The organism is Rhodococcus sp. A14 (assembly GCF_011603105.1).
GTDB classification, from domain to species: domain Bacteria; phylum Actinomycetota; class Actinomycetes; order Mycobacteriales; family Mycobacteriaceae; genus Rhodococcus_F; species Rhodococcus_F opacus.
Genome location: NZ_JAAOQS010000004.1, coordinates 72,286 through 97,073 on the forward strand (window position 1 = coordinate 72,286; position 24,788 = coordinate 97,073).

The window sequence follows — 24,788 nt, forward strand, 5'->3', positions numbered from 1 at the left end:
GAGTGCGAGACAGCTAGAGCCCCATGGACTTCGAGATGACGCTCTTCATGACTTCGCTGGTGCCGCCGAAGATCCGGGTGACGCGGGCATCGGCGTACAGTCGCGCGATCGGGTACTCGGTCATGTAGCCGTAGCCACCGTGCACCTGCAGGCACTTGTCGATGACCCGGGCCTGCACCTCGGTGCAGAACAGCTTCACCTTGGCCGCGTCGGCGGGAGTGAGAGTGCCCGCGTCGAGGGCGATCAGCGCCTGGTCGATCAGGGCCTGCCCGGCCTGCAACTCGGTCGCGCACTCGGCGAGTACGAACTTCGTGTTCTGGAAGCCGGCGAGCGGCTTACCGAACACCATCCGCTCCTTGGCGTACTCGATCGCCAGGTCGACCGCGGCGGTGGCCGTGGCCTGCGCGGTGATCGCGATCGACAGCCGCTCCTGCGGCAGGTTGTGCGCCAGCATCTTGAAGGCGGCGCCCTCCTCGCCGAGCAGGTTTGCCGCGGGCACCCGGACGTTGTCGAAGGTGAGTTCGGCGGTATCGCTCGACTTCATCCCGATCTTGTGCAGGTTGCGACCGCGAGTGAACCCGGGCATGCCGGATTCGACCACCAGCAACGACAGACCGTTGCGGCGATTCTCGGGATCCTTCGAGGTCCTCGCGACCACGATCACGAGGTCGGCGTTGATGCCGCCGGTGATGAACGTCTTGTTCCCGTTGAGGACGTAGTCGTCGCCGTCGCGGACGGCGGTGGTGGTGACACCGGCGAGGTCGGAGCCGATGCCGGGTTCGGTCATCGCGATCGCGCTGACGAGCGCACCGTCGGCGAAGCCGGGGAACCAGCGGTCGCGTTGTTCCTCATTGGCGTATTCGAGAAAGTACGGGAGCACGGTGTTCAAATGCACCTGGAAGCCCCCGAGAGAGGCGGCCGCGTAACCGATTTCCTCGTACACGACGGTGTTGAACAGGAAGGTGTCGATGCCGCCGCCGCCGTACTGCTCGGGCACCTGCAGTCCGTTGATCCCGAGTGCCGCGGTCTTGGTGTAGAAGTCGCGGGGGATGCAGCCGGCCGCCTCCCAGTCGGGCAGGTTCGGGACGATCTCCTTGGCGATGAACTGGCGGACCACGTCACGGAAGGCATGGTGGTCGTCGGTGAAGATGGTGCGTTGCATGGTGATTCCTTCGAAAATGGGTCGACGGTGAGTGCCGTCGACGGATTTCAGCGGCCGAGCGCGACGACGCCGTCGGCGGCCAGCGCATCGAGCGCGTCGGTCGGGTAACCGAGTTCGGCGATCAGTTCGGCGGTGTGCTGCCCCAGGTCGGGCGCACCTGCCGTCGGGAGCTTCGGGACACTCTCGAGGTGCCACGGCGTGCCGAGAGCGGTCGCAGGCACGCCGTCGGGGCGGCTGACCTCGATGAAGAGCCCGGAGGCCTGGACGTCGGGACTGCGCATCGCCTCGGGATAGGTGTTGATCCGCCCGGCGACGACGCCGTTGGCGGCGAGCACGTCCATCGCCTCGTCGCTCGTCATGGTCGCGAACGCGGCGCGCAACTCGGTGAGCAGGGCACGGCGGTTGCGGACCCGGCTCTCGTTGTCGGCGAACCGGGCGTCGTCGGCGAGTTCCGCCCGGCCCAGCAGTCGGCACAGTCGCCGGAAATGGACCTCGGAATAGGCGGAGACCACGACGCTGCCGTCGCTGGTCGGCATGATGTCGGCGGCCGGGGCGACCGTCGGCTGACCGTTGCCCATTCGCCGTGGTTCGCTGCCGGTGGCGAGGTAGGCGCCCCAGTTCGGGGCCTGCAGGTGAATGGCGACCTCGAGCAGCGACACCTCGACTGTGTCGCCTTCCCCGGTGCGCAGGCGTCTGATGTACGCGCCGAGGATTGCCTGGGCACAGACGTAGCCGGTGGCTGCGTCGACGATCTGGGCACCGACCTTCTGCGGCTCGCCGTCGTGTTCGCCGGTCACCCACATCAGGCCGCTCTCCGCCTGCGCGGCGATGTCGAGGCCGGCACGATTCCTGGACGGTCCGTGCAAGCCGAACCCGCTCACCGTCGCGTACACGAGGTGCGGATGCGCGGCGCGCATCTCCTCCGCGCCCAGACCGAGCTTGTCCATCACCCCGGGGCGCAGATTCTGCACCACGATGTCGGCGCCGGCGATCAGACTGCGGGCGATCTCCTGACCGCGCGGGTCCTTGAGGTCGAGCGCGATTGCCCGCTTGCCACGGTTGTAGTTCTCCACCATGGCTTTACCGTGCGCGCCGATTCCACGTGCGGACTCACCGTGCACCGGTTCGACCTTGATCACGTCGGCGCCGAGGTCCACCAGGACCTGGGTGGCGGCGGGGGCAGCGATGAATTGACCGAAGTCGATGACGCGGACTCCGTCGAGGGGCTTGTCGATCATGCGGTCTCCTCGGCACGCCGGCGGATGAGAGTGATGTCCCGTTCGGGATTGACCATGAACACCGCGATCGCGCTACCGACGATCATCAGGATCCCGCTGATCATGAAGCCGGTGCCGTAGCCGGAGACCTTGTCGGCCGCCCGGCCGACCGAGAAACCGAGTACGAGCGGTGCGGCCATGCCCGAGATACTGGATACCGCGCCGAGGCCACCGAGGACCATGCCGCGTTTACGGGACTGCACGACGTCTGCGATCGCCGTCAAAGCCACGCCGTACGCCGCGGTGTTGAGCGAGAAGGCCAGGGACACGAGCAGGATCTGCACCGGTCCGGCAGACACCATGGTGAACCCGACCATGGTGAGGCCGGCGCCGGCGATCAGGCCGGCCGACAGGTAACCCCGCGCGACCTTCCGAGAGACACCGCGGGAGACGAGGCGATTCGAGAACCATCCGGCGCCGATCGCACCGACCGCCGCGAGTCCGTAGGGAAGCATGACCAACCGTCCGGTGGTCAGGGTGTCGTAGCCGAGACCGTCCTCGAGGTAGACGGGGAGCCAGGACACCTTGAGCGTGGTCGACCAGTACGAGCAGAACATCAACAGCGCGATCCCGATCACGGTCCCGGTGCGCAGGATCGTGCGGTACGGGGCGTCGACGGTGTCGACGACGGTTGCCGGGGTCGACTCGGCGGTCTCGCCGGGTGCGCCGCGTCCGATGACGATCCAGGCGACCACCCAGACGAGACCGACCGCGATCAGGAGGTAGAACGCGGCGTGCCAGTCCCAGCGAACGATGATCCAGGTCAGTACGGGAGCAGCGATGAGGACGCCGAGCGAGGATCCGGCGGTGACGAAGCTGCTCGGCAAGGCACGCTTCTCCGGCGGGAACCAGGAGTGGACGGCGTGGTTGGCGAGAGCGAATGCCGGGCCCTCGGCGAACCCGAGGACGAGCCGGCAGGCCACCAGGACCCCGAAGCTCACGGTGCCCAGTAGGGGAACCATGGTGGCAACCCAGAGCAGCATCAGTCCAGCCAGTAGCCATCGGATACTCACCTTGGACGAAAGCCAGCCGAAGAACAGGGCGCCGGCGGCGAACAGCCAGAAGAAGCTGCTCTGGACCATGCCGAACTGTTGCGGCGTCAGGCCCAGGTCCTTCTGGATCTGGACTCCGGCGAACGCGATGACGGACTTGTCCGCGAAATTGATGAGCATGAACACGACGAGCAGTCCGGTAATCATCCAGGCGCGCCGGATCAGCGCCGATCTGGTACGCCCGGACGATGCGGTTGTCGGCGTCGATATCTGAGTCATAGGGCCTCTTCGGAAACGAACCGTCGCGACGTGTCTGCATGGCGTGAACCAGCCCGGACGGATCTCGAATGCGACCTACTAGGTGATCGATCCGGATCCCGTCGCAACGGTGTGATCAGGTACACACCATTCAAGTCCCGAGTATCGATCAGGTCAAAGACCAGAAAAGTAGGAGAAATACTGCAATTGCCTATGAGTTCGTGGCACGTGCGTTGTCGTCGCGAATCCGGCGGTCGGACTCGGCCCGCGTCAGCTTCGCGGCCTCTACGAGGGAAACACCGGACGACATGTGCACGGCGATGGACGCGGCGAACTCCTCGAAAGACGCACGGGCGCAGGCCAGGAACTCCGTGGACGCCTGGGTCATCCGGCCGGGACGGCGGACCACGCCCATGCGGCGGGTGAGCCGCGGCGAGAGTTCACGCACGACCCCGCCGCGCAGCATCGCGTCGAGTCCGCTACGCAGGGCCACGATCGACACCCCGCCGCCCGCGAGAACGATCGGCAGCACGGCACCACGCTGACGCACCTCCACCGCGACGTCGGGTTCGACGCCGTGCAACCGTAGCGAGCGGTCGATGAAATCCCGCGTCGCCGTGCCTTTTTCACCCATGACGAACGGAACGCGAGTCAGCGCCGTGATCGGCACCGGGTCCGGCCACCGCGCGTCGGTACCGGGCGGACACACCAGGACGAGATGCTGATCGATGAGCTCCTCCCCGACGAGGTCCTCGGTCGGGAGCGGCAGTGCGAGAATGCCCAGCTCACACGCACCCGACCGGACCAGTGACACGATATCGGCGGTCTCGTCCCGTTCCTCGATGTGGAACCGCACCTCGGGGTACTGCCGACGGAACTTGGCGACCCACACCGACAGCGGATCCGACGACAGGTCGGAGAGCGAGGCGATGTCGATCCGGCCGCCGCGCATCGCCCCGACATCGCGCACAGCGTTCTCGGCCGATTCCACCTCCCGCAGGATGGAGCGCGCCGGGCCGACGAGCGCCTCGCCGGCAGGGGAAAGCACGAGGCCACGCCCGACACGATGGAACAACTCGACGCCCAGGTCCTTCTCGAGCTTGCGCACCGCCTGCGACAGCGAAGGCTGCGCCACGCGTAACTGCGCTGCGGCGCGGGTGACCCCGCCACAGTCGACAACAGCGAGGAAATACTCCATCTGCCGCATGTCCATACTCTGAATCTAGAGGTACCGGTACCGCGGCGGACGGATCTGTGTGCGACGCGGTGCCCGCAGACGCACCTCGACGGAACGGCCGACAGGGATCTCCCGAGAGTATGCGGCGACCGGCCCGAAAGGGTATGCCGCAGGTCGTCGGTCGAACTAGCCTCCCGCGAATGAGTGTTGTCCTTCTGGTCCGTCACGGACAAGCATCCTTCGGCACCGACGACTACGACCGCCTGTCGCCACGCGGCCGAGAACAGAGTCGCGCCCTCGGCACCGAACTGAATCGTCGCGGCATCGCTCCCGCCCTCACAGTCACCGGAAACATGAAACGCCAACGAGAGACGGCTCAGGAGACAAGCACGGCCGCCGCGTGGCACACGACAGACCCCGACATCGATCCGGGTTGGGACGAGTTCAACGCGAGCGACCTACTGGCTGCGAGCGGTGAGCACGATCCGCGGGCGAAGACGGATTCGCGCGCCTTCCAGCGGCTGCTCGAACGGGCTTCCACACGGTGGTCGTCCGGTGACCACGACGCCGACTACGTCGAGACGTTCGGTGCGTTCACGGCCCGGGTCGACGCGTCCCTCGACCGCGTTGCCGAAGGGCTCGAACGCGGACAGACCGGTGTCGTCTTCTCCAGCGCCGGTGCGATCGCCTGGGTGACTGCCCGGCTGCTGGGGGGCGGCTTCCCGCAATGGCTCGCCCTGAACAGAGTCGCGGTCAATTCCGGCGTCACCAAGATCGTGATCGGCGCGTCGGGGACGTCCCTCGTGGCGTTCAACGAGCACGGTCATCTCCCGGACCCCTGGGTCACCTACCGGTGAGACTGACCGCCCGCTCATGGGCCACGATCAGCTCGACCCGCGAGTTGTAGCCGGTTTTCTTGTAGAGGCGGGTGAGGTAGGCCTCGACGGTCTTGCTGCTGTAGTGGAGAACCTCGGCGATCTCCCGGTTGCTGAGGCCGTCTCGGACCAGCGTGACGAGTTGACGCTCCACATCGGTGAGAGGTCCGGGTGCCCCCGACTTGTCGACACGTCTGTCGAGGACGAGTCCGCGCGACCTGCCGACGGCCTCGACCCGCTTCAGCCACAGCGTCGCGTCCATCTTCTTGAACAATGCCCAGGCGGCCTCGAGGTGATCCGCGACGTCCCGGCCGACGACGCCCAGCGCATGGTGGGCCTGCGCCGCGATGAAGTGCATACCCTGCTCCTCGGCCTCGAGAAGTACTTCACGTGCGCGGTCCACGTCACCGAAGCTGCGGGCATGGCCGATGCCGGATGCCATCCGGGCCTTGGGCGAACCGATGTCCTCCGCAAGGCGGCAGAACTCGTCCGCAACGTGCCGAGCGGCATCGACCTCTCCCCACGCCAGGTAACCCTCGACCAGACTCGTGTGGGTGATGGTCCCGACCTCGTTCCAGCCGCGGATTCCCGCTTCCGACCGCAGTCGCTCCAGGATCGGCATGGCGTCCTCGAATCGGGACCTCGACACCTCGACCGACGCCTGCGCTGCCTGCCAGATCGCGAAGTCGATCCGGCAGGAGGCCGGCGGCTTCGTCGTTGCCAGCACGGACGCCGCACGTGGGAAATCACCTCGGCCCGTGAGGATCTGCACCTCCACACCACGCAGGCGAGCCAGATTGCTGCGCATACCCGAGAACTCGAGATGGACTGCTTCCCGGGCAATCGTCTCGGACGCCGCGGTCCATTCGCCGGCCGTGAACTCGGCGAGCGCGCGAGCCAGTACGGCTTGCCCGCCCAGGTTTCCGAATCCGGCGAGTCCGGCGGCTTCACCCGCCTTCGTCAGCAGCGCATTCGCGCGACCGGTCGCGCTTGCCGTTGCGGCGTTGTGCGCTGCCGACTCCAACGCACCGGTGCGCGTGCCCACCGGGAGTTCCCGCTCGTCGGTCCCGAGGATCGCGAGCTGGTCGACGGCCTCGAGTGCGTTCGGGAACGTCCCGACGGAGGCTTCGATCTGACCGAGGTACGTGTAGGCGATGACCTGGTCCGCCGGGGTCGACTCGCGCACCTGTGACCACGCTGTCGCGGCCAGGACGCGCGCCTGATCCGTGTCACCGAGGCGCGCCGACATCGCCGCGCGCTGCGCGAAGTACGGCGTCGGGTCCGTGACCTCCTCCACCTCCGAAACCAGCAGGTCCACAGCACTCTGTGGATCGCCCATCGCATTGTGGCAGTGCACCATTGTCGCCACGGTACGGTCGCGGGAACTGCCCGCCTCGAGGAGTCCGAGCGCTTTCCTGCCGGCTTCGACTGCCAGAGCAGGCCGCGAACCCTTCCAGTACGCCGCGGACTGCCTGCGGAGTATCTCGCCGGCGGCGGCATCCGCGCGTGGCAGCAGATCAAGCGCCCGGCCGTACCAGCGGGCAGCCGCGCGCGGCGACGTGCGCAGCGCTCGATCGGCGGCACGCAACGCCACCGTGACCGCGACCGTGTCGCCGCGCGCCGCGCCCTCGGTGGCATGCCGGGCGCGCTCCAGGGCCGGCATGCCCAGCTCGTGGTCGGTGCCCTCGATCCGCGCAGCAATCGCAGCATGTACGCGGCGGCGCTCGGCCGGACCGATCTCGTCATAGAGCAGCTCACCGATCAGTGGGTGGCCGAATTCGTACCATCCGGACCCCGTTGCCACCAGCGCACCGCTCGAGACCAATGAGTCGAAGGCGGCCCGGACCTCGCCCAGCGACCTCTCGGCCAGTTCGGCGAGGAGCGGAAGGTAGTCCAGATCCACCCGTTCGAACACCGCAACCAGACGACCCAGTACGCGGACGGCGTGATCCCGGGGAAACAGCCGGTGGAGCAACGCCGCAGCGCGCGAGAACTGGGGCGGGGAATCATCGACCAGGTAGCCGATTCCCTGTTCGATCCGAAGTGCACCCGCAGTGTGCAACGCGTTCACCGTTTCTCGGACCAGCAACGCGTTCCCCCGCGTCCGCTCGGTCAGATACCCGGTCAGTCGCTCGTCGGGCACGGCACCGAGGACCGACTCGACCAGTCCGCCGAGGGCCTGCCCCTCGACCGGCCGAACCTCGAGAACCGTCCGCGCCTGTTCGCTCACGAGGTGGCCGATCGTCGCGAAGAGACGTTCGCCGGTCATCCACGGCCGAGTCCGCGAGGCGAAGATCACGAGGAGCGGGCGGCCCGCCAAATGCCGAGCGGCGAGGGTCACGGCGACGAGGCTGTCCTCGTCCGCCAGGTGCGCGTCGTCCACAACCACGACCACTGGCGACGAATCCGTCATCGACTGCAACAGCGCCGTCACACCACTCGGATCGCTCGACACCGTGCTGTGGCCGAGGACTCCCACGAGGGTGCGCAACGTCGCGTACGGGATGTCGCGGTCGTACTCGTGCGCCGCGGCGTACAAGCACGTCCATCCACGCCTGCGGGCCGCGTCGAGCGTGCTCCGCAGGAGGTGTGTCTTTCCGGTGCCGGCCTCACCGTGAATCAGGTACGTCGAACCGGCACCGGCACTCAATCGTTCTATGGCGCAGTCGAACACGAACTCGTTCACAACATCTAGGCGAGACTCAGCCGAAGAGGCATGGCCTTCCATCCTCGCAGCGTGTTGTTGTGATAGCGACGTACGGGTGCCGCAAGTTCGATGCACGTCACACGGGTCACGAGAACCTCGAGCAGGCACTCGGCCTGGAGACGCGCCGCGTGCTGGCCCACGCACTGGTGGATTCCCATCCCGAAGGCCACGTGCCCCGAGGGATCACGCGAGAGGTCGAACCGATCAGGGTTGCCCCACCGGCGCGGGTCACGATTCGCAGCGGCGTAGCACAGCAACACCCTCGTCTCGGCCGGTATGACGGTCCCGGATATCTCGACGTCGGCCGACGTCTTGCGGAACAACATCTGGACCGGCGACTCCCAGCGCAGCGCCTCGTCGAAGGCGACTCGGGCGAGGTTGGGGTTCTGTCGAAGAGCCGCCCACTGATCGGGATGGGTGGCGAATCCATAGAGCATCGCGGAGAGACCGTAGACGGTCGTGTCGACACCTGCCGACAACAGCGAACGCGTGAGGAGCGGCGCCAGTTCGTGCATGATGTCGCCGCGGTCGGCGGCCGCCCAGATCTCGCTGCCGAATCCTTCGGGTTTCAGTGACTCCCGGGCGCACTTCGCAGTGGCCCATTCCGCCAGTGCGTCGCTCCGGCATTCCCCCTGCAGGACCCGTTCGTTTCGCGGCCCCAGGGCATTGAAGATGTGATCTGCATAGGGAACGAGATTCTCCCGCTGCTCCTCGTCGATGCCGGACGCGTCGGGAAAGAAGTTCACCGGAAACACGGCCGCGATGTCGTTGTATCCGTCGATCTCGGTCGCGTCCCCGGCAGCCGTGCCACCCAGCAGGTTGTCGATCAGCGTCTCGGCCTGCCGTGTGCAGGCATCCTTCATCGCCCGCAATGCTCGTGCGGACAGAATCGACTGCAGCACCTCGCGGGGTGCGTCGTGCTCGGGCGGATCGGTCTGAAGTAGTCCCCGGGCCCGCCATGGCTCGTTCAGGCCGACTCCGGAACCGGACGTCATGCCCTGCCAGTTCGAGAGCGCGCTGTGGACCTCGTCGTAACGCCCGAGGGCGTGGACGTTGTACCGGGGCAGGAAGACGACAGGCCCGGATTCACGCAGCCGCTCCTGGAACGGCAGCGGGTTCTCGAGCGTTTCCGGCGAGAAGGGGTCGTCGTCGAGGGACGGGGCTGTCGAACCCTGCCGTCCGGTGGTATCCGTAATCGACACTGTCTACCTTCCTAGAGATCCAGCACGAGTCGTTCGGTGATCGAACGTGACACACAGACGAACATCCGGTCCCCCTTGGCGCGTTCCGCATCGCTCAGGAGTGAATCCCGATGATCCGGAACACCGCCCACGACGCCGACTTCACATGTGCCGCAGACTCCCTCGTTGCACGAGGACAGCACCGGGACGCCGGCGGCGTCCAGGGCCTCGAGAACGGTCTCGTCGGTGCCGACGGTGACGGTCCTGCCGGAGTGGGACAGTTCGATCGTGAAGGGTTCGGTGCGGACCGGTGGCGGCTGGGAAGGCGCCACGAACCGCTCGAACCGGACGGCCCACCCGGGCCAGTTCGTGGAAGCGAATTCGACCGCCGCCAGCAGGGGCTCGGGTCCGCAGCAGTAGACCTTGGCCCCCTCGATCGGCTTGCCGAGGAAATCGAGCGGCAGGTGACCCGATTCGTCCTGCGGCCACACCGTGACGCGGTCTCCGTATCGAGCCAGTTCGCCGAGGAAGGCCATGGAACGACGCGACCGACCGCCGTAGAGCAGGTGCCAGTCGATTCCCAGCTTCTCGGCTGCGGCGATCATCGTCATGATCGGAGTGATCCCGATGCCGCCGGCGATGAATTCGAATCGGCTCGCCTGTGCGAGACCGAAATTGTTCCGAGGGGTGCCGACACTGAGCATGTCCCCGACGGCCAGATTCTCGTGAATGAACTGCGATCCGCCCTTGGAGTTCGGCTCCCGCAACACGGCGACCTCGTAGGCGGAGGCATCCCACCGGTCGCCGCACAACGAGTATTGCCGCACCTGGGAACCACCGTCCGCGGTCGGCATGACCAGGTCGATGTGCGCGCCGGGCGTCCAATGCGGGAGCCGCCCACCGGACGGCTCCTCGAGCCGCAGTTTCACGACGCCGTCTGCCACGACGTCCTTCCGCGCGACCTCGAGCGTCTGGTTTCCGGGTCGCCGTGTGACCGGCGATGCGGGCGAGGACGAGTCGACACCATGCTGAGCAAGATGATTTGGCACGTCATGATCATGCGCGGCGCCTGCTGGTGAGATCAATGTCTCAATCACTATCAAGGCGATAGCCACAGTCGCCTGCCGAACGGGCCCTACACACGACAGTGTCCCCCTCACCTGGGTTGCAGGTGAGGGGGACACGGGTGGGACGTCACGGCGAAACCGACTCGCTTCGTGGGCGAGCGGGCCGAACGAACTCAGCAGAGGCCGACCGAGGGGTCAGGCACTGCGTCGTGCGGCCTGGCGGCGAAGTTCATTGCGCGCCAGCGCGTTCTTGTGCACCTCGTCGGGTCCGTCTGCGAACCGCAGCGTGCGGACATACGCAGCTGCCGGAGCGAGGAAGAAGTCCTGTGAGAGTCCGCCGGCGCCGTGGACCTGGATTGCCTTGTCGATGATCCATTCGACGGTCGACGGCGTGGCGATCTTGATTGCCTGGATCTCGGTGTGTGCGCCCTTGTTGCCCACCGTGTCCATGAGCCAGGCCGTCTTGAGGACCAGCAGGCGCAACTGCTCGAGACGGACCCGCGATTCGGCGATCCAGTCTCGAATCACGCCCTGTTGGCTGAGTGGCTTGCCGAACGCCACGCGTTCGTCGGCCCGCTCGCACATGAGTTTGATCGCTCGCTCCGCAATGCCGATGGCGCGCATGCAGTGATGGATCCGGCCGGGTCCCAGCCTGGCCTGGGCGATCCCGAAGCCGTCGCCCTCGGTGCCGATGAGATTGGCAACCGGAACCCGCACGTCGGTGAACTCGATCTCGGCATGTCCACCGCTGTGATGGTCGTCGTAACCCAGGACCTTCATCGCGCGCGTGATGTGGACGCCGGGGGTGTCCCGCGGTACCAGGATCATGCTCTGCTGGCGATGCCTGTCGGCCGACGGATCCGTCTTGCCCATCACGATCAGGATCTTGGCGTTGGGATTCATCGCACCGCTGATGTACCACTTGCGGCCGTTGATCACGTAGTCGCCACCATCGCGAACGATACTCGTGGAGATGTTGGTGGCGTCCGAGGATGCGACGTCGGGCTCGGTCATGGCGAAGGCCGAACGGATCTCGGCCTCGAGCAACGGGGTGAGCCACTCCTTCTTCTGCTGCTCGGTGCCGAACATCGACAGCAGTTCCATGTTGCCGGTGTCCGGGGCTGAACAGTTCAGCGCGGCGGGAGCGAGGAGCTTGCTGCGGCCGGTGATCTCGGCGAGCGGCGCGTACTGCACGTTCGTAAGCCCGGCACCCTCGGCCCCGGGGAGGAAGAGGTTCCACAGCCCACGGCTGCGTGCCTCCGCTCTCAGCTTCTGCAGGATGGGAGACTCCGACCACGCGAAGCGGTTCTCGAGGCTGTCCAGCTCATCCAGGTACGCCGCCTCGGCCGGGTAGACGTGCCCGTACATGAAATCGACGAGTTCCTTGCGCAACCCGTCGGTCCGGGCGTCTGTCGAGAATTCCATCTACTTGTACTCCTTCAGTGAGTCGAGCCCGAGTTCGAGCAGCAACGGCACAGTGCTGCCACTGTCCTCGAAACCCGCACCCACGGTTTGACGATTGATGTGTCGATACCGGACGCCCTCGGAGATCGCGGCGAGCTTGAAGCAGGCCAGACCGAGGTGGAAGCCGAATCCCTCCAGTTCGCGACCGCTCTCGGCTTTGTAGTGTTCGATGATCTGTTTCTCGGTGAGGTATCCGGGTGCCAGCGTCGCGTCGTACTTGGCCGGTTCCGTCGAATCCCGTTCGGACACGATCTTCGCTCGCCGCTGATAGGTGAGCATCAAGGCCAGGTCCAGAAGCGGATCACCCAGCGTCGCCAGCTCCCAGTCGATGACCGCGGCAGGTATGTCGTCGGCGCCGACGAGCACGTTGTCCAAGCGGAAATCACCGTGGACGATGCCCGCGGCCGACTTCGTGGGGACGGCCGCGACGAGTGCCGTGTAGAGCTCGTCGGCGCCGGGGAGATCGCGGGTGTAGGACGCGTCCAGCTGCGTCTTCCAGCGTTTCACCTGCCGTCCCAGGAAGCCTTCGGGACGACCGAAGTCGTTCAGGCCCACGTCTCGCGGTTCTACCCGGTGCAGCTTTGCCAGTGTGCGTACCAGCTCGACGGAGATGGCTCGGGTTCGAGCCACGCCGAGTGGCCTGAGCTCATCGGCGTACCGATAGGGCACGCCCTCGATCCGCTCCATGACGTAGAAGTCGGTGCCGAGAACGCCCTTGTCGTCGCAATAGGCGATCATCGCCGGAACCGGGACGCCGGTGGTCCGAAGAGCACTGGCCACTCGGTATTCTCGGCGCATGTCGTGAGCCGTCGCCATGACCTCGCCCAGTGGCGCACGACGCACGATCCACTGGTTTTCACCGTCGGAGAGGTCGTAGGTCAGATTCGATTTCCCACCCTCGATCAGCCGGGCCGACAGTTCCCCTGCCACCAGGCCCGGTCGCTCCCCGGCCAGCCAGTCGGTGATTCGATCGATATCCAGCCCGGGCGGGGATTGGGGACGCGTCGGGGCGGCACCTGTCTGTGTGTACTCCATGTGAGACCTCACGCCCGTGCGAAGGCGGGGACTATCTGCTCGTAGCTGATAGCGCCTTCCTTCGCGTTCCCGAAGCGGACGGCAAGGTCGATCATGTGGTCGACCTGATCCTTGGGTGCCTTGAACATCGGTTGCAATTTCGGCGCCACATCCTGCGCGTAGTGCTCGATGTAGGCCTTGGCGATTTCGGGTGCGTTGCCGTCGAAGGTGCCGGAGTTCAGAATTTCCGCTGCATCGTCCTTGTGGGAGAGCATCCATTCGCTGCCCTCCGACTGTGCTCGAAGCCAGTTCTTCAGCACGTCCTCGTGCTCCTCGGCAAAACTTTCGCTGGTGGAAATACAGACCACGGCCTGGTTGCGCAACGTCTCGGGCATCGACGGCCTGCCGAAGTCGAGCAGCACCGATCCGCCGGTCTCCCGGGCGATGAACAGCCCCGAGCTCCATTGGACCGAGACGTAGCCGTCGAGTCGCCCGGCTTTCATGTTCGGGATCGCCGAGGCAGACGGGCCGACCGCCAGATGGGTGACGTCGGAGGATTGCATACCGGCCAGCTCCAGAGCGAGGTCCAGTTGCAGATCACCGCCCGCGCCAATGGCGCTCACCCCGATCGACTTGCCTTTCAGCGACTGCATCTTCTCTTCGAAGGTCGCGTCTTCGCCGGGCCAATTGCCGTTCGGGCCGACGACGACCCCGTAGGTGGTGGACACGTTCTTCAGACCGATGATGACCGGTCGCTTGCCCTGTGTGCTGTTGGCGTGGGCACCCATCAGCAGCAGGGTGTCGGAGCTGTAGCCGTTGACAGCGCCTGCGCACACGAGCTGTAGCGCCTGCACACCGCTCTGCGGGGTGATGAACTTCGGAACATTGAGGTTGTTCCTGGCGAAGTCGTTGTTGGCAAGATTCACCGCATCGAGGAGAAAGGTGTCACCCGGAAACGACCCGATGGTGAACTTGGCGGCCTGGCCCGAGGCACCCGCGCCCGGTCCACCCCCGCAGGCCGCCAGCAACGAGGTGGCGCCGACCGCCGCCGTTCCGAGACCGAGATACTTCAACATCGACCTTCTCGAGATGTTGCCGTCCAATGCCCGCAGTTCTCCGAAGGGCGAGTCACCTTGCTTCGACCCAAACATTCGTACTCCTAGTGATTAGTGCATGCCTGGTGGCCTGACGATGTGCTGCCCCCGGTTTCCGCAAACTGGCTACCGACCGATCCCGTTGTGCTCCATCACCACTCGGCCGACGGTCTTTCCGTCCCCCAGGCTCTGCAGGGCCGCAGGCACCCCGTCCATCGAGACCCGTTGACTGACGAAGGGATCGATGGCTCCGGAGTCCGCCAACGTGCACAGTTCCTGGTGGCATCGATCGACCGCGCCGGGATTCTTCGTGTTGTAGAGCCCCCAGTGAATTCCCAGGATCGAGTAGTTCTTGACCAGCGCGTGGTTGAGCGCCGCGGTCTGGATCTCGCCGCCCGCGAAGCCGACGACCACAATCCGCCCCTCGAACGCAATGCATTTGGTCGAACGGTGGTAGACGTCGCCTCCCACCGGGTCGTAGATGACGTCGGCGCCTCTGCCTTCGGTGAATTCCTTGACGACCCCCACGAAGTCCTCCTGCCGGCGGTCGACGACGACATCGGCACCGAGCTGCCTGGCGTAGGCGGCCTTCTCCTCGCCGCCCACGACACCGACCACCCGGGCACCGGCGGCCTTGCCGAGCTGGATGGCCGCGCTGCCGACACCGCCGGCGGCCGCGTGAACCAGGAGGGTCTCCCCCTCTTGAATCCTGGCCAGCCGATGGAGTCCGAACCAGCCGGTCTGATACCCGATGAACAGGCATGAGGCCTGCGCGTCGTCGAGTGAGGCCGGCGCCGGATGGGTCGTGCTCTGGTCCATCAAGGCGTACTCGGCGAATCCGCCGTAGGGAAGAGTGGTCAGGCCCAGAACCCGGTCGCCTACCGCTGCCCGTGCGACGTCCGGCCCGACAGCGACGACGTCACCGCAGACTTCACGTCCGGGGGTGAAGGGCAGGTCGGGGCGCACCTGGTACTTGCCACGGCACATCAGCACGTCCGGGAAATTGGCTGCGCCCGCCAGGACACGCACGAGGACCTGCCCTGCACCAGGTTCGGGAACATCACCTTCGACGAGTTGCACGACGTCGATCGGCTCGCCGAGCTGGGTGACCGACCAGGATTTCATGCGGCGGGGAATCGATGTGCTCATGCTGTCTCGAATTCGACGAGCGGCTGACCGGACGCGACGCTGTCGCCCTCGGCGACGTGGACTGCCACGATCGTGCCTGCATCTTCGGCGAGGATCGGGATCTCCATCTTCATGGCTTCGAGGATCATCAACGTCGCCTCCTCCTCCACTCGGTCACCCGGTGCGACAAGGATCTTCCACACGTTGGCACCCATATCCGACTCGATCGTCTCTGACATCTCACACACTCCTTCTGGCCAAGTTCTTCTGTCTCTGTTGGATCTTCTCGACCACACCGGTGTCGTAACGCCCGCTCGTGAATTCTTCCGAGCCGAGCACTTGTTCGAGGAAAGGCTTGTTGGTGACGAGCCCCTCGATCACGAACTCCCTGCATGCCGCGAGGGCGCGGGCGTGCGCCTCCTCACGGGTCGCGCCGAACGCGCAGACCTTGGCCAGCAACGAGTCGAAGTGAGGCGTCACCTCGGTGCCCGCCGTATAGCCCGAGTCGACCCGGATACCGGGCCCGGTCGGCTCCTGCCACACGTCGATCGGCCCCGGGCGCGGGAAGAACCTCTTGGGGTCTTCCGCGCAGATCCGCAACTCGATCGCGTGACCGCGCGAAACGGGGGCAAAACCCGGTGTGGTGGTGCCCGACTCCGCGATGCTCAGTTGCTGCTCGACCAGATCGACACCGTGAGTGAGTTCGGTGATCGGGTGCTCGACCTGGATACGGGTGTTCATCTCGAGGAACACGAAGTCGCCGGTGACGGCGTCGAGCAGGAATTCCACCGTACCTGCATTCCGATAGCCCACCGCCTGGGCGGCCGCAATCGAACTCTCGACGAGGCGCTCTCGCAGCGCCGGATCCAGGTGCGGGGCCGGGCTCTCCTCGATCAGCTTCTGGTGACGCCGTTGCGTCGAGCAATCCCGTTCTCCCAGAGCGATGATCGTGCCGTCGTTCCGACCCAGGATCTGGATCTCGACATGCCGCGCGGAGGACACATACCGCTCGACGAAGACCCGATCGGAACCGAAGCTCCGCGCCGCCATCGACTTCGTGTTCTCGAACGCCTTGCGCAGGCCTTCTTCGTCGTGAGCAACGGCCATGCCGATTCCGCCGCCGCCGGCGGATGCCTTGACCATCACCGGATATCCGAGACGCCCGGCCTCCGCGACGGCTTCGTCGCCCGTTTCGAGCGCTGCGCCGACGTCGCCGCTGATCGGCACACCGGCAGCAGCCACGACCCGGCGTGACTCGACCTTGTCACCCATCACCTCGATGACCTCGGCGCTCGGGCCGACCCACGTCAGTCCGGACTGGGCCACCAGTCGGGCGAAGTCGGCGTTCTCGGCCAGGAATCCGTAACCCGGATGCACGGCCGTGGCACCGGCTTGCTGTGCGATTCGCACGATCTGAGCGCCGTCGAGGTACGCCTGCACCGGCGTGTCGCCCTCGAGCTGAACGGCGTGGTCGGCCTCACCGATGTAGGGCAGGTCCGCATCGACCTTGTGGTAGACCGCGACGGTACGGACACCGAGCTTGTTGGCGGTCGCGATGATCCGCCGGGCGATCTCGCTGCGATTCGCGACCAGTAGGCAATCTGGAAATGAGCTCATCACATCGTCCTCAGTAACTCGTCGGCCAGGCGCGCAGCAGGTGCTCGCCGATGCCGTTGGTCCGGGCTCGGTAGTGGTCTTTCAGCGCGCCGAGGATGAAGTCACGAGTCTCGGCGGGATCGATGACCTGTTCGACGCCGAAGACGCGTGCCACGTCGTAAGCGGTAGTGCCCTTGGCCATCTCGGCGAGGCGCTGCGCATACAGCTCGGGATCCGATTCCGCGTCGACTCCGTGAACGACCGACACCGCCGATGTGGGATCCATGAAGCTCACCTCCGTCGACCACCAGCCTGCCGTCGTGTCGGCGGTCAGTCCGCCGCCCATGTTGATGTAAGCCTGGCCGTAGTTCTTGCGAAGCGTGACAGCGATCTTCGGCACGGTCACCAAGGACAGTGCGTTCATCCAGTTGATGACCTTGCCGGCGATCTTGTTTCGCTCGGCTTCCAGCCCGATCAGGAATCCCGGCTGGTCGACGAGGAACACGACGGGAATGTTGTAGGAGTCGCAGAGAACAAGGAAGCTGGTCGCCTTGTCACACGCCGGACCGTCGAGCGCCCCGCCCTTGAACATCGGATTGTTGGCGATGATTCCGACGCTCTGTCCACCGATCCGGACCAGTGAGGTCTCCAGGCTCTTGCCGTACCGTGCCTTGATCGGGAACACCGAACCGGTGTCGGCGACGATCTCGATCACCTTGCGTACGTCGTAGGTCTGGGTGCGAGCCTGGGGAACGATGTCGTTGAGTTCGGCCGCACGCTCGCCCGATCCACTCGGGATCGGCGCGACCGGCGGCGTCTCACCGTTGTGGGAAGGCAGATACGAGAGGAACCGGCGGATCAGTTCGATCGCTTCCTCGTCGGTGTCGGCGACGGCATCGGCATAGCCGGTCACCTCGGCATGGACCTTCCACCCCCCGAGCTCCTGGGCATCGACGTGCTGACCGGTGGCGCGGCTGACCAGGCCGGGGCTCGACACCGCGAGGACACTCCCCTTGCGGAAGACCGCGAAGTCGGCGGACACGGTGTGCCAGGCGGCCGATCCGAAGCAGTATCCGAATGCGGCGGATGCCCAGGGGCTTTCGCGCTGCCGGAGGAACCGTTTCTTGCTGTTGGCGGCACCCATTCCGGTCCCGCCCATCGCGTCCGGCATCCGAACGCCGGTGGACTCCGACAGGTAGACCAGCGGCATCCCGACCTGAACGACGAGTTCCTTGAAATGGGACATCTTCTTGTTGCTCACCGGACTGCTCGACGACCCCTTGACGGTGAAGTCGTAGGCGATGACGGCCGCGCGCCGACCGGCGACCTCGCCGGTTCCGGTCACCTTGCCGTCTGCGGGCGTCTTGTCGCGATCGGCGTCGACGGCCGAGGTCGTGAACAACCCGCTTTCCCGGAAGGTTCCGGGGTCGAGCAACAACGCAATCCTCTCGCGAGCGTTGAGTTTGCCCTCGGCGCGCCTCTGCTCCAGCTTCTTCGGGCCGCCCATCGCCAGCGCGGCTGCGCGACGTTCTTCGTGCTCCTGCTTGCGGCTGAGCGTGGGTTCAGCCATCACTGTGTCCTGTGACATCTCTACTACCTTCCGTCTGCGTCGCGTGACGCCTGGTATGTCCGCTGTCCCTGCTCGAGAACCGCCCGTGCGGCGAGGGCCGCGTCCTCGAAGGCCGGAAAGACCGGGATTCCGCGTGTGCGGGCGCGGTGCGCGTACGTCTTGATCAATGCCTCCGTGTCGGCGCTGCCGTCGGTCTTGAGCACGAGAAGTTGGTGGGTGTTCGACGTGGCTTCGTCCCGGGCGCCTGCGATCGAGTCGATGACGGTGCCGGTCACGTCGCCGTGGGTTTCACCGAGGTTGCGCTGGATGATGCCCACATTGAGGTGGGAGATCAGCACTGCCGGCTCGCTGCCGGCGAGGACCACCGCGAGAACGTCCTTCGCGATCGCACCGCTCTTGACGGCGAGCGTTCCCGCAGGCACGTCGATCGGATTGCGCAGTCCGTTGCCCGGCGGCAGGCCCAGGTCGTCCAGTTCCTCGACCACGGAATCGGCGAGTGGCGGTGTGGCCAGTCCCTGCCGCTCGAGCGCGTCGGCGCCGAGGACACTCGCTCCGCCACCGTTGCCGAACAGAACAGCATCACGACCGTTCGGCTTGACCCTGAGGTCGAGTGTGGACAGGGCATGCAGGGCCGTCGCGAAGTCCTCGAGTGAATCGACGAGTGTCATTCCGGCCTGCCGCGCGATCGCGGGCCACAGTCGGTGATTTCCCGCGAGGGCGCCGGTGTGGCTGGTCGCCGCCCGCGAGCCTTCGCTGGTTCGGCCACCGGCGAGAAGCACTACCGGCTTGCGCATTTCGGCCTGGGTCAGCACGTCGAGCACCTCGCGTGCCGCGGCCAGCGACTCGAGGTACAGGCCGATGACGCGGACCTCGTCGTTCCGCAGGGCGGACTCGACGAGCTCTGCAGCGGTGACGTCTGCGCCGTTCCCGATGCTGACTACGCTGTGAAAGTCGATGCCGCGCAACGATCCGACGCGGAGGATGTCGACACTCAGCCCGCCGCTCTGCGAGACCACAGCCGTCGTTCCGGGCGTCAGAGGTGCGTCGGGCACGAACGAGAGTCGACCGGCCGAGGCATGGGTGCCCAGGCAGTTCGGGCCGATCAACCGAATGCCCGCATCACGGACAGTCTGGACCAGGGTCTTCTCGAGGTCCTGTCCTTCTTCGACCTCACCGAAGCCGCTGGAGACCACCTGGGCGAATCGAACGCGGCCGGCGCCTCGGCTCAGCGCCTCGCCGACACGTGTCGCGGGCAGGGCCACGAACGCATAGTCGATCGGCTGATCGACCTCGGACAGAGACCGCACTGCGGGAAGACCTTCGATGCTGTCCGAGGTCGGGTGGATCGGCACGATGGTGCCGTCGAAGCCGCCGCCCAGAATGTTCCGGATGAACCGGTTGGCGAGGTTGGGCCGCTGGCCGCTCGCGCCGAGGACGGCGATCCTGCGCGGATGAAACAGCGGCGTGAAATCCGTGGCCCGGCCGTCATCGTCCTCGCGTGCGGATTCGGCTACTTCCACCGGACCGACGACGAAACGTGCGTCCACGGCCACTGCGCGTGTTCCGGAAACGATGACCGGGTTCAGGTCGATCTCGATCACGTCGTCCGGCAGCGACTGCAGCAGACCGTTCGGTCCGGCGAGTCGCGAGATCAGTGTCACCAAGGCCGGGATGTCTGCCCTCTCGCCGCCGCGGGCTCCGTCGAGCACCTTCATGCCACGCAGTTCGTGCAGCATGGCGAGAATCTGTTCGTTCGCGAGCGGTGCGAGACCGAACGCGACATCCTCGAAGATTTCGACCAGTACGCCGCCGAGGCCCACCATCACGGTCCAGCCCAGCCCCGGAGCCCGAACTGCTCCCACGATCACTTCGTGACCGGACGGGACCATTTCCTCGACGAGGAGGCCGTTCAAGCGGTGCCCGGCGGCGGCCAGTTGCTCGCCCATCCGTGCAGCGACCTCGTCGATCTCGTCGCGGCGAACCCCCACCCGCACGCCGCCGGCGTCGGACTTGTGGACGAGCGTGGACGAGATGGCCTTGACGACCAACGGCTCGCGAATGTCGTCGGAAATCATCTGGCCGACAGCAATTTCGATGCCCCGGGGTGTGTCGATCCCGAAGGCGGAGAGCAAGGATTTACCTTCCGCCTCGGTAAACATCGCCGATTCTCTCTCCCGTGCAATGGAAATGAGTTCGGCGACTGCGTCCCGGGTGCATGGCTGTGCTGTATCGACTGACACCTGAAGTTCCTCACTGAACGTCGGATCCGGCGGCGATCTCGCTCGCTCGGCACGTATTCAGTGTGGTCAGCCGCACAGGGCTTGGGAAGGTCCGCAGCCTTGGCGGGGTGATACGGGTGCGCTATCGGACCGCCGCCGGGTCGACCGCGCTGTCAGAAATTCTTGGCAGATTCCCGCAACAAGCCCAGGAATGCCTGCACGGCAGACGTCCGCGCTTCGTCATTTCTCACGATCGCGGATATGCGGGCATGGGCCCATTCGTACGGAAGAGGCACGAGCGCGACACCGTTGCCGCTCACCGTCGAGCTGAGAAGTGTGTTCGCCATACAGATCCCGACGCCGGCGCGCACCATGTTCTGCGACGCTTCGGCGTTGTTCGTGGCGTAGACGATCCTGGCCTCGACTCCGTCGAGTAGCTGCTCGAACGCTGTACGGAGGATGCTGGTCTCCGCCGGAAAGATCAGCGGCTCCCCCTCCAGGTCAGCGGCCTCGAAGCCGTCCTTGCTGGCGAGGCGATGATTCTCCGGGACCGCCAACACCAGCCGACCGGAGATCAAGTCGACATGGTGCAGCAAGGCCTGCTCCGCCGGAATCAGGTCTATCCCGGCCAGGCGAGTCACCAGACCGACATCGAAATGGCCGCTGAGGACGCCGCGGCTCACCATCTTCGATGGCCCTTCCTCGACTTCGAAACGCACATTGGGAAAGTCGCTCAACAGGCGCTTGACGACCCCGGGAAGTATCGTCTGAGATCCCGCCGGCACCGTGCCCAGGCGGACGGTGCCGAGTTTCAGGCCCCCGATGGCGCTGGCCTCCTCGCGCATCAGACGTTCGGCCTGAACAGCGGCGACCACGTGCGGCAGGATCCGTTCGGCCGCGTACGTCGGTCGCACGCCCTTGGCGCCACGAACCACGAGCACGACGCCGAGGTCCTCCTCGAGCCGCTGCACCTGGTTGGTGATCGTCGGCTGTGAGATGTCGAGTTCCTTGGCAGCTTGACGGAACGACCCGGTCCGAAGCGCTGCTTCCAGATATCGCAACTGCTCGAATCTCATCGGTCTCCCTCGGTGCTGCCATGCGACCTGGCCCACATTACAGCGCGCAAGGCGCTCTCCGAATCCAGCGTCGGGCGGGCGCAGCGATCGACACGTAACCTCGAGTGGACCGACCCGAGTCGTTCAGTTCAAGAGATCGTCGAGGCCGGTCGAGTCCCGCGAGAGGGAGCCGCCTTCGACGGGAATCGTTGTACCCGTGATGTATCCCGCGGCAGGCGAGAGGAGGAATGCGACGGTGGCGGCGATCTCGAAGGGCTGACCGAGCCTCCCGAGCATGGGCCGTCCGGCCAAAATCCGGGAGTCGTTCGGGCTTCGCGGTGCGGCGACGACACGTGGTGAGAGGAAGAGACCCGGGGCGACCACATTGACGCGAACGCCGCGGGGTCCGTATTCGGCGGCCAGTTCCTTGGCCCACACCTCGAGTGCCGCCTTGGCGGGGCCATATCCGGGTGCCGTTCGACCGCCGTGGGAACCCATCACACTGGAGACATACACGATCGCACCGTGGCGGATCAGCGGGGACAGCCGACGCGAAGACAGAAACGCGTGGGCCAGGTTCACCCTGAAATCCTGATCCCAGTCCGCCAATCCGTAGTCGGTGATCTGCTTGCGATGCATCCGGCCGATGACGTCCACATAGCCGTTGATATGTCCGAACTCGGCGATGGCACCGGTCTCGACGACATCGATACCCTCTTCGGTGGTCACGTCCGCCACCAGAGACGGCATCCTCAACGAGGTGGCCACGGCGTCGACCCCGTCGGGATCGATGTCCACGCACAGAACGCGACCGCCCAGGGCGACGATCGTCCTGCTGACGTGCTCACCGATCCCGCCACCTGCGCCGAGGACGACGTAGGAATTTCCGTCCAACCGGAAGAGGCTGTTGTGATCGATCGCCTCGGCGAGAAGCGGCTGATCGGGGTCGTCGATGGTCAGCGCGGTTACCTCGTCCACTTGGCGACCAGCTTCTGCAGACCGGAGATCGAGACGTCGAGGACCATGGACAGCAATCCCATGGCGATCAGGATCGCGAAGGTTTCCGCAACCTGAAAATTGTTGGTCACGACGACGAGGCGCTGCCCCAGGCCGGTGTATGCGCCGACCATTTCCGACACGACGGCGCCGAGCACCGAGTAGACCGCGCCGAGCCGGAGCCCGCCGACGATGGCAGGCAGAGCCGCAGGAATCTCGATCTTGAAGAAACGCTGGGTCCGCGTCATGCCCAGCGACTTGGTCAACTGCGCGATGTCGTGGTCGATGCTCTTCATCGCACCCATCGTGCTCGTCATCAGGACGAAGAACACGACGCTGAAGGCAACGAGAGCCTTCGGTCCGAAACCCAGGCCGAACCAGAGGATGAAGATCGGTGCCAGCGCGGGACGCGGAAGGCTGTTCATCAAGGTCAGAAATGGTGAGGCTGCGGTATGAAGGACCTGGACACGGGCGAAGACGACACCTGCGAGGATGCCGGCGATCGCACCCGTCACCAGCCCGACCATCGCTCCGCTGAACGTCGCTGTCACATCGGTCCAGAAGACGCCATCGGTCAGCTGGCCGAAGAACGCTTGCGCGACATCGAGGGGGGCGGAGATCATCATCGGGTCGATGATCTTGTTTCCGGAGACATAGGCCCATACGGAGACGAAGACTGCGAGAGCACCCACCCGAAGTGTCCAGACGAGGATCTGTTCGTTGCGTCGGGCGCGACGCCGCTCCACGAGGATCGTGTTGTCGGGATCCGCCGGCTCGTTGTTGTTCGCGGCTCCGCCGATCAATGCGACCGTGCGGGGCCCGTCACTGCGTAGATCAGACATCGAGCGCCCCCCGGACAAGCTCGACGTCGGCGGCCGAGGAGGTGTGTGGGCCGCCCGTGACCTGCAGGACCGTTCCCGTGATGAAGCTTGCGGCATCAGAGCACAGGTACAGACACGCATCGGCGACTTCTTCCGGCCTTCCGACGCGTCCGAGTGCGAGAAAGCGGCCGAACTTCTGCTCGGTTTCGGGAGATGCGAAGCGAGACGCCGGCGTCAGGGTGGCGCCGGGTTCGACGCAGTTGACTCGAATGCCGCGATCCGCCCATTCCCAGGCCATCGTCTTCGTCAGCGAGGCGAGTCCCGCTTTGGCTGCCGCATAGGCGCCGCGGAGCGGGTGTGCGTGGTTGGCCGATCCGGATCCGACATTGATGACGTTTCCGCCACCCTGGCGTTCGAAGACCGGCAGGCATGCGCGGGCACAGTGGAAGGCCCCGCTGAGATTGGTATCGATCGTCGCATTCCAGGCATTGACCGACAGGTCTTCGAGGCGCGATGCGAAGTTGCCGCCGGCATTGTTGATCAGGACGTCGATCCTCCCGAACTGTTCGAGAGCGGTCCGGACCAGATCTTCGGCAGTCTTCGGCTCGCGGATGTTGCCGGCCACGAGCGCCGCCTTTCGTCCGAGCGCTTCGACACTCTCGACTCGGTCCTGAAGCGTTTCGGCGTTGCGCCCGTGCAGGATCAGATCCGCTCCTGCTTCCGCGAACTTGTCGGCGAGAGCCGACCCGATACCTCCGGAAGCGCCGGTCACTATGACGACCTGGTCCGTGAAGTCGAAAGTGGTCTGACCCACCTTGTTGATGGTGGCGGCTTTTCTGGTCACCTGACGTCCTCCTCGTGATTCGCACCCTGTGTGTTGCAGCTTGTTACGCACTGGGATCCGTTCCCGGCAAGGTGCGTTCGAGTTAGCGTCGTGCCATTCGCGGCCGTGAACAATGACTGAATCGCTATCAAGGCGATAGCCGCGCACCCGACCGCTTTTCCTTGACACCGTCGCCGAGGTGTTCGACGATTCATGGGCCGATAGGGTGATTTTCACCACAGGGTCATGCAGCTCGGATCCACCGCGAATTTTCTGTGCCAACTCAGCAGATCGTCCGGCGCAGGAGGAAGC

General features: G+C 65.5%; 20 protein-coding genes. 1 reads left to right on the forward strand and 19 read right to left on the reverse strand.

Annotation, left to right across the window (positions count from 1 at the left end):
- Positions 1 to 13: 13 nt before the first annotated feature.
- The 4 genes from G9373_RS03750 to G9373_RS03765 all read right to left on the reverse strand — a co-directional run bounded on the left by G9373_RS03750 (position 14) and on the right by G9373_RS03765 (position 4,902).
- Positions 14 to 1,162: an acyl-CoA dehydrogenase family protein gene (locus G9373_RS03750; RefSeq protein WP_120660355.1), complete on the reverse strand. Its 1,149-nt coding sequence runs from the start codon at positions 1,160 to 1,162 to the stop codon at positions 14 to 16.
- A 47-nt stretch (positions 1,163 to 1,209) separates the two neighbouring features.
- Positions 1,210 to 2,400: a CoA transferase gene (locus G9373_RS03755; RefSeq protein WP_166680625.1), complete on the reverse strand. Its 1,191-nt coding sequence runs from the start codon at positions 2,398 to 2,400 to the stop codon at positions 1,210 to 1,212.
- Positions 2,397 to 3,710 carry an MFS transporter gene (locus G9373_RS03760; RefSeq protein ID WP_120660354.1) on the reverse strand — a complete coding sequence of 438 codons (1,314 nt, stop codon included), beginning with the start codon at positions 3,708 to 3,710 and terminating at the stop codon, positions 2,397 to 2,399. The genes G9373_RS03755 and G9373_RS03760 overlap by 4 nt, the downstream gene beginning before the upstream one ends.
- A 190-nt stretch (positions 3,711 to 3,900) precedes the next feature.
- Positions 3,901 to 4,902, reverse strand: a complete 1,002-nt coding sequence (locus tag G9373_RS03765) for a LysR family transcriptional regulator (protein WP_169692741.1) — start codon at positions 4,900 to 4,902, stop codon at positions 3,901 to 3,903.
- A gap of 164 nt (positions 4,903 to 5,066) precedes the next feature.
- Between G9373_RS03765 and G9373_RS03770 the strand changes: the two genes are divergently transcribed.
- Positions 5,067 to 5,723 (forward strand): histidine phosphatase family protein, encoded by a 657-nt coding sequence (locus tag G9373_RS03770; protein ID WP_167113925.1) that lies wholly within the window; start codon positions 5,067 to 5,069, stop codon positions 5,721 to 5,723.
- On the opposite strand, the gene G9373_RS03775 is transcribed toward G9373_RS03770, so the two are convergent.
- The 15 genes from G9373_RS03775 to G9373_RS03845 all read right to left on the reverse strand — a co-directional run bounded on the left by G9373_RS03775 (position 5,710) and on the right by G9373_RS03845 (position 24,758).
- Positions 5,710 to 8,427, reverse strand: coding sequence for a LuxR family transcriptional regulator (locus G9373_RS03775; protein ID WP_167113928.1), 2,718 nt, complete (start codon positions 8,425 to 8,427; stop codon positions 5,710 to 5,712). The two genes, G9373_RS03770 and G9373_RS03775, sit on opposite strands and share 14 nt — an antisense overlap.
- A gap of 5 nt (positions 8,428 to 8,432) precedes the next feature.
- Positions 8,433 to 9,650: a cytochrome P450 gene (locus tag G9373_RS03780; protein ID WP_257225969.1), complete on the reverse strand. Its 1,218-nt coding sequence runs from the start codon at positions 9,648 to 9,650 to the stop codon at positions 8,433 to 8,435.
- Positions 9,651 to 9,661: 11 nt separating this feature from the next.
- Entirely contained in the window at positions 9,662 to 10,678 is a 1,017-nt protein-coding gene (locus G9373_RS03785; protein WP_120660350.1) for a PDR/VanB family oxidoreductase, read from the reverse strand.
- Between the two features lie 213 nt (positions 10,679 to 10,891).
- Positions 10,892 to 12,121, reverse strand: coding sequence for an acyl-CoA dehydrogenase family protein (locus G9373_RS03790; protein ID WP_120660349.1), 1,230 nt, complete (start codon positions 12,119 to 12,121; stop codon positions 10,892 to 10,894).
- Entirely contained in the window at positions 12,122 to 13,195 is a 1,074-nt protein-coding gene (locus tag G9373_RS03795; protein WP_120660348.1) for a phosphotransferase family protein, read from the reverse strand.
- An 8-nt stretch (positions 13,196 to 13,203) separates the two neighbouring features.
- Complete coding sequence (locus G9373_RS03800; RefSeq protein WP_167113931.1) at positions 13,204 to 14,202, reverse strand: ABC transporter substrate-binding protein; 999 nt, start codon at positions 14,200 to 14,202, stop codon at positions 13,204 to 13,206.
- 192 nt (positions 14,203 to 14,394) lie between these two features.
- On the reverse strand, positions 14,395 to 15,393 hold the full coding sequence (locus tag G9373_RS03805) for an NADPH:quinone oxidoreductase family protein (RefSeq protein WP_120660346.1): 999 nt from the start codon (positions 15,391 to 15,393) through the stop codon (positions 14,395 to 14,397).
- 20 nt (positions 15,394 to 15,413) lie between these two features.
- The gene (locus G9373_RS03810; protein WP_072937218.1) at positions 15,414 to 15,635 is read right to left on the reverse strand and encodes a biotin/lipoyl-binding carrier protein; all 222 of its coding nucleotides are present in this window, start codon (positions 15,633 to 15,635) and stop codon (positions 15,414 to 15,416) included.
- Position 15,636: 1 nt separating this feature from the next.
- On the reverse strand, positions 15,637 to 17,013 hold the full coding sequence (locus G9373_RS03815; RefSeq protein WP_120660345.1) for a biotin carboxylase N-terminal domain-containing protein: 1,377 nt from the start codon (positions 17,011 to 17,013) through the stop codon (positions 15,637 to 15,639).
- A 10-nt stretch (positions 17,014 to 17,023) separates the two neighbouring features.
- Positions 17,024 to 18,562: a carboxyl transferase domain-containing protein gene (locus tag G9373_RS03820; protein ID WP_120661409.1), complete on the reverse strand. Its 1,539-nt coding sequence runs from the start codon at positions 18,560 to 18,562 to the stop codon at positions 17,024 to 17,026.
- Positions 18,563 to 18,585: 23 nt separating this feature from the next.
- Positions 18,586 to 20,802, reverse strand: coding sequence for an acetate--CoA ligase family protein (locus tag G9373_RS48090; protein ID WP_346842800.1), 2,217 nt, complete (start codon positions 20,800 to 20,802; stop codon positions 18,586 to 18,588).
- 152 nt (positions 20,803 to 20,954) lie between these two features.
- The gene (locus G9373_RS03830) at positions 20,955 to 21,857 is read right to left on the reverse strand and encodes a LysR family transcriptional regulator (RefSeq protein WP_120660343.1); all 903 of its coding nucleotides are present in this window, start codon (positions 21,855 to 21,857) and stop codon (positions 20,955 to 20,957) included.
- A 123-nt stretch (positions 21,858 to 21,980) separates the two neighbouring features.
- Positions 21,981 to 22,814 (reverse strand): SDR family oxidoreductase, encoded by an 834-nt coding sequence (locus G9373_RS03835; protein ID WP_166680628.1) that lies wholly within the window; start codon positions 22,812 to 22,814, stop codon positions 21,981 to 21,983.
- On the reverse strand, positions 22,802 to 23,674 hold the full coding sequence (locus G9373_RS03840) for an ABC transporter permease (protein WP_167113937.1): 873 nt from the start codon (positions 23,672 to 23,674) through the stop codon (positions 22,802 to 22,804). The genes G9373_RS03835 and G9373_RS03840 overlap by 13 nt, the downstream gene beginning before the upstream one ends.
- A complete protein-coding gene (locus G9373_RS03845; protein ID WP_167113940.1) occupies positions 23,667 to 24,758 on the reverse strand; it encodes a glucose 1-dehydrogenase in 1,092 nt (363 codons plus the stop codon). The genes G9373_RS03840 and G9373_RS03845 overlap by 8 nt, the downstream gene beginning before the upstream one ends.
- Positions 24,759 to 24,788: the final 30 nt, after the last annotated feature.